Origin of the sequence: Acinetobacter sp. GG2 (assembly GCF_000292385.1) — a bacterium.
Classification (GTDB): domain Bacteria; phylum Pseudomonadota; class Gammaproteobacteria; order Pseudomonadales; family Moraxellaceae; genus Acinetobacter; species Acinetobacter seifertii.
This window is the reverse complement of the sequence record NZ_ALOW01000031.1, coordinates 140,718-146,717: the sequence shown is the minus strand read 5'-3', so window position 1 is coordinate 146,717 and position 6,000 is coordinate 140,718. Positions and strand designations below refer to the sequence as shown.

Annotated in this window: 5 protein-coding genes; 2 read left to right on the top strand and 3 right to left on the bottom strand. The window is 36.6% G+C overall.

Going from position 1 to position 6,000, the window contains the following annotated elements:
- Positions 1 to 419: KGG domain-containing protein (locus tag B554_RS19000; protein WP_019457666.1), on the bottom strand; the 419-nt coding region annotated here is incomplete at its 3' end.
- A 483-nt stretch (positions 420 to 902) separates the two neighbouring features.
- Here B554_RS19000 and B554_RS0108075 point away from each other — a divergent pair.
- Positions 903 to 1,307 carry a DUF6367 family protein gene (locus tag B554_RS0108075; RefSeq protein WP_025465151.1) on the top strand — a complete coding sequence of 135 codons (405 nt, stop codon included), beginning with the start codon at positions 903 to 905 and terminating at the stop codon, positions 1,305 to 1,307.
- 141 nt (positions 1,308 to 1,448) lie between these two features.
- Positions 1,449 to 2,327 carry an SDR family oxidoreductase gene (locus B554_RS0108070; protein WP_019457664.1) on the top strand — a complete coding sequence of 293 codons (879 nt, stop codon included), beginning with the start codon at positions 1,449 to 1,451 and terminating at the stop codon, positions 2,325 to 2,327.
- 55 nt (positions 2,328 to 2,382) lie between these two features.
- Here the strand turns inward: B554_RS0108070 and katE are convergent, their stop codons facing one another.
- Positions 2,383 to 4,527, bottom strand: a complete 2,145-nt coding sequence (gene katE, locus B554_RS0108065; protein ID WP_081400329.1) for a catalase HPII — start codon at positions 4,525 to 4,527, stop codon at positions 2,383 to 2,385.
- A gap of 53 nt (positions 4,528 to 4,580) precedes the next feature.
- Complete coding sequence (locus tag B554_RS0108060) at positions 4,581 to 5,990, bottom strand: iron-containing redox enzyme family protein (protein ID WP_019457662.1); 1,410 nt, start codon at positions 5,988 to 5,990, stop codon at positions 4,581 to 4,583.
- Positions 5,991 to 6,000 lie beyond the last annotated feature (10 nt).

Genomic DNA, 6,000 nt, shown 5'->3' with positions numbered 1-6,000 from the left:
TCTTCATCGTCGTCATCGCGGCTGCGACCACGTCCACGGCCGCCACGATCATCATCTTCGTCGTCATCATAACGGCTGCGGCTGCGGCCTCGACCACCTGAACGACCGCTGTCATCATCTTCGTCGTCGTCATAACGGCTGCGACCACGACCATTACGATCATCATTCTTATGACTTAAAGCACCAGCTTCACGAGCCTCTTCTGAGGTAAATTCATGTGCGTTACCACTGGCATGTGCAGCTCGTCCAGCTTCACGAGCTTCTTCTGAAGTAAATTCATGTGCATTGCCACTTGCATGCGCAGCACGCCCACCTTTACTGGCTATTTCTCTGACTCTTTCAGGATCCATACTTGCAAATCCACGATTTGAAGTACCTGAACTATTATTATCTTGATCTTCATATCTAGTATTAGCCATAGTTATATCTTCCTATATTAAAATTATAGTCGCTACCGCTTTTACTTAACGGATAAATTTAAGATAAGAGATTTAGAATATTTTTATACCGATGCTATGTTTCAATCTTTTTAAATGTATATAAATTAAAATAGGGATAAATATACTAAGATGATTATTTAAATAAAGATTTTATCAATTAAAAAATTTATAAATTATTATACACTTTTACCTTTTAAATACTCATCATACTTATTATTACTCAAACCTACATAACAATATATTTTTACAAATGCATTTAAAAAACCATTTTAGATAACATAAACTTTCATAATGTACAAATTAATAAAAAACAAAAACATGTTTTCTCTTGAAGAAACAAATCAAAAATACAATTAAAATTATTTAAAAACAATAACATAAATAATTACTTTTCTAAAGACAATTCACTTGAGCGAACAAAATCAAGATTTAAAATTAACATATAATATTTATGGGAAATGAATCATGCAAATAACTCAAACACAGCCAACGCTACAATATATTCATATTTCTGTACCTGAAATTTTACTGAGTAATATACAGCTTAAAAACTCTTGGCAGAATTATAACCAAGAATGGAGCTACAGATTAGACCCGCCTCATGCAAGCCATCCTTTCCAAAGAGATTTACATATTATTAAATCAAAAAACATTGAGAAAGAAGATATAAAAGAACCATTTGATAATTTAGCAGCTAAAAATAAACCAGAATTAAAATCTATAGTAGAAGCAGAAACCGTAATAAAAGAAATTTTAGATTTATCGGATTATATACCTATAGAAAATTGGTTAGAGGATACAGGCAATCGATCAATTATTGAGAGCATGATTGATAAAAACAAGGTTAAATTATTGGATATTATTTAATAAAAATTTAGATGTTATATTTTTTTACATCATTATATATAAAATAACAAAGACAACTTTTTAAAAAAGACTATTTACTTATATTCACGTGCAGATTAATCACTATAAAGGGACTGAAATTTAAATAGAGGTAGTCTAGACATGGAAAATACAACAAATGAGTATCCAACAGCAGTTCCAGCACAAGTTCAACCTCATCAGCCAGGCGATCAGGAGAAGATGCATCCTGAACCAGAAATTATTAAAGCATCGCATAAAGGTAGTGAGAAACTAAAAGGTAAAGTTGCTGTGATTAGTGGTGGTGATAGTGGTATAGGCCGTTCCGTTGCCGTGTTGTTTGCTCGCGAAGGTGCCGATGTTGCTGTACTGTATCTCGAAGAAGATCAAGATGCCGAAATCACCAAACAGCTCGTTGAAAAGGAAGGACAGCACTGTCTTCTATTAAAAGGTGATATTTCCGATGCAGACCTTGCCAAACAGAATATTGATAAAGTTTTACAGCACTTCGGTAAAATTAATATCTTAGTAAATAATGCTGGTGTTCAATATCAGCAAAAAGAAATTGAAAGTATTAGTAATGAGCAATTAGAAAAGACATTTAAAACAAATATTTTTGCCATGTTTTATTTAACCAGAGAAGCGATTCCTTATATGGAAGAAGGCGATACTATTATTAACACCACCAGTATTACCAGCTATCAAGGTCATGATGAGCTCATTGATTATGCAAGTACTAAAGGTGCGATCACCTCTTTTACTCGTAGCTTATCGAACAATTTAATGAAACAGAAAAAAGGTATTCGTGTAAATGGGGTTGCGCCCGGACCAATTTGGACGCCTCTCATTCCAAGTAGTTTCGATGCGGAAACCGTCGAAAAATTTGGTAAAGATACCCCAATGGGTCGCATGGGTCAGCCAAGTGAAGTCGCCCCTGCTTACCTTTTTCTTGCCTCAGATGATGCAAGTTATATTACGGGTCAGGTAATTCATGTAAATGGCGGTCAAATTGTTAATGGCTAAGCACTAACATGATTTGAAAAAGCCCTGAAAGTTGAAGCTTTCAGGGCTTTTTTATTTAAGCCGGTACGTGTGCGGCTATTTGTTCTCGTGACCAAACACGATGAGCTTTAATCAGATTTTTAAATTTTTCCGCAATATGCTGGAACTCATCTTCTATTAAAGTTCCTTCATCTGCAACTAAACCAAGTGGCTCAAGCAAATCAGATTTATTACCTAAAAATGCAATTGGTTTTAAATGCTTATAAGCTTCGAGTACATAATGGCGTACTACACCATCTTGCATTACTGCATTTAAATTATCGCCATCTGGAACAATTACAGCATCATAAGCAATTGAAGGTTCAGCCATTTGCATACCATCAGCTACAATAACGTTATCTTTATGATCTTTTACTGGAGCCAAGCTCGGCGCTAGTAAATGAACAACCACACCTTCTTTAATCGCCCAATTTTTAATAGCTTCAAGCGTATCTGACTTCACAAGATTATGAATAAGTACAGCAACTTTTCTACCTTGAATATCCTCAGGTGGGAAAGCTAAAAGAGATAACTTGGCGGATTTTTCAATTGCTGTTTTCTTATAATCTAAGGTTAAGTCAGGCACTTCAATACCTAGGTTCGCACCGACTTGACGTGCCAAATCGAGATCGATATTTGCTAAAATTTGTTGAACTTGGCGCTCACGAATATGTTTTCTTTGAACTTTACTTAACTCAAAAGTATAGGCATCGACCACATGCTTTTGCTCATGCGGTGCAAGGCTTTTGTAATAAAGTCGAGGCTGTGAGAAATAATCAGAGAATGTCTCACTTCTTTGACGAAGTTTATGTCCGCTGATTTTTTCAGGATAACTTTCGAAACCACCATTTGAAGCCGCTGGTGGAGTTTCGACTGGCCAATTTCCATCAATTGAGTTTGGTTGATATGAAGCTTGACCTTTATGAATGGTATGTTGATGAATGCCATCACGTTGATTGTTATGGAATGGACACACAGGTTTGTTAATCGGAATTTGGTGGAAGTTTGGTCCACCTAAACGGCTTAATTGGGTATCTGTATATGAAAATAAACGTGCTTGTAAAAGTGGGTCATCCGTAAAATCGATACCAGGTACTACATGGCCCGGACAGAAAGCCACCTGCTCTGTTTCAGCAAAGAAGTTATCGACATTTCTATTTAAAACAAAGCGGCCAATTGGCGTAACAGGAACTAATTCTTCAGGAATAATTTTGGTTGGGTCCAATAAATCGAAGTCAAAGTTCATTTCATCTTCTTCTTCGACAATCTGCACGCCGAGTTCCCATTCTGGATAAAAACCTTGCTCAATTGCTTCATAAAGATCACGACGGTGGAAATCGGGATCTTTACCAGCAAGTTTTTGAGCTTCGTCCCAAACGAGCGCACTTAAACCTTGTTTTGGTGTCCAGTGAAATTTCACAAAGTGTGATTTACCTTCGGCATTAATTAGACGGAAGGTATGCACACCAAACCCTTGAATTGAACGTAGATTACGTGGAATCGCACGGTCTGACATTGCCCAAATTACCGCATGTGCAGATTCAGGCACTAAAGACACAAAATCCCAGAAAGTATCATGTGCAGTTGCACCAGTCGGGATTTCTGTATCTGGTTCAGGTTTTACTGCATGGACAAAGTCCGGAAACTTAATGCCATCTTGCACAAAAAAGACAGGTGCGTTATTGCCAACTAAATCGAAATTACCTTCTTGGGTATAAAATTTAATCGCAAAACCACGAATATCACGAACGGTGTCGGCTGAACCACGCGGCCCTTGCACTGTTGAAAAACGTACAAAAATAGGCGTCTGAATAGTTGGGTCTGTTAAAAAACCAGCTTTGGTCAAACGTTCATTTCCTTCATATGCCTGAAAATAACCATGTGCCCCTACACCACGTGCATGCACAATACGCTCAGGTATACGCTCATGGTCAAAGTGGGTGATTTTTTCTCTTAAAATGAAATCTTCCAATAAAGTTGAGCCACGAATACCCGCTCTTAAGCTATTTTGGTTATCCGCTATTTTAACCCCCTGATTGGTGGTTAATGCCTCATTGGTTGCATCATCTCTTACTGTGTCTAACTGTTCAGTTTTCTGGGTAGTATTGGCTTTATTTGCTGCATCGGCGCCAGCCATTTCACTTGTTTTATTAGTTAATTTAGTTTTGTCGTTCATGTCCATTACCTATGTTTTGAAAGTTAAACTTGGGGTTGAAGTTGAAAACGTTTATCAAACTAGTTTTTAAACGTACCTAAATAAGGAAAAAGAAGTTCTACGTATTTACGAGTACTCCAAAGACCAATACTTTTATGATGAGAATCAGGGGCTAGAAATGGGGTAAGTTTGCATATTTTTATTGCAAGATCGCTTGATTGCAGCACGCGCTGTCGCAGTGCATCAAGCTCACCATCAGAGATATAACTAAATAAATAGTCCTGAATACGCTGGCTATTCTTTAGTTCTCTGCTGTATGCCAAGAAGTTAGAAGAATGATCACTACCAGCAATCCAGTCATGAATAATTTGGCGCTCTACAGGGTTAAATACCCCAAACATTTTTCCATTTTCTTCATTAATCATCCGCCAGAACACGCTCTGTTCAGGCTCGGTATTAAACTTAATCCATTTCTGTTCAGTTAAATGAGTGATCAAACCTGCAATATCATTAGGGTTTGATAACCATTGATTAATGGTTTTGCAGCCAAACTGTCTGGTTTCGTTATGAATGAGCTGCCCGACAAGTGCCTTTCTTTTCAAAATTTTATGAACAAAGTCTTCAAGACTTAAATTCTTGATAATATTTGAGGAAGATTCACCACGGTTATTCAAGGCAAAACCTTGTTTTAACTTGGTAAAGAAAAGCTCTTTATCTCTGTATTTGTTGTAAATATCTTCAATAACTTTAATGGCTTTATGGGCATGCCCATTGTCAATGTTATCAATGGTGATATGTAGATTAAAATATTTAGAATCAATGCCCAATTCGGCAAGCTCATAATTTGAAATTAAAAGATGCAGTGGAAGCTGTTCATATCCTAAATTAAAACCAACCATCTCTGGGATAAACTCAGGCGGTGCATACCCTAGTGCTAGCTGAACGACTGCTTGATGATAGTATTCGTCTTCTAAAAGCAAATCGAAACTGTCGAGTCCGAGACTGCGTAAAAGGTCATCATAAATACAGACATGGTTCGCTTTCGGTTCACCTAAACCAAGTTCTTCCAAATAAGTAATAATGAGCTCATGAAAGACTGGATCATTCCAATAATGCACTGAGCTATATAACCATGCACCATCGACCTTTTTAGTCGGCGATACTTTTATGAGAAATTCAAACGCCTGAGCAACATTCTGAAAATACTCTCGATCCTGACCAGCTTGTCTACGGTTTAAATATGCCTGAAATTCCTGACAATTTTTTTTATTATCGTTCTCACACCATGTTTTAATCGAATTGATATCTGAAGGAAAATCTATTTCCTTCATCTCTAATTTTTCAATCTCTTTAATCAGAAAATCTTTTGCCTTTTTCTCTTTCTCAAAACTTGAAACATCAGGATCAAGAAAAAAAACAAACAATTCATAATAATTTTTTTGATTATCTTGTAATAAGTCTAATAATCTTTTTTTCACTACAACAGGCATTTTCATTCTC

Excerpts from the sequence above, each read along its gene's own strand:
- B554_RS0108070 (WP_019457664.1), top strand. The coding sequence starts at position 1,449 with ATGGAAAATACAACAAATGAGTATCCAACAGCAGTTCCAGCACAAGTT.
- katE (WP_081400329.1), bottom strand. The coding sequence starts at position 4,527 with ATGGACATGAACGACAAAACTAAATTAACTAATAAAACAAGTGAAATG.
- B554_RS0108060 (WP_019457662.1), bottom strand. The coding sequence starts at position 5,990 with ATGCCTGTTGTAGTGAAAAAAAGATTATTAGACTTATTACAAGATAAT.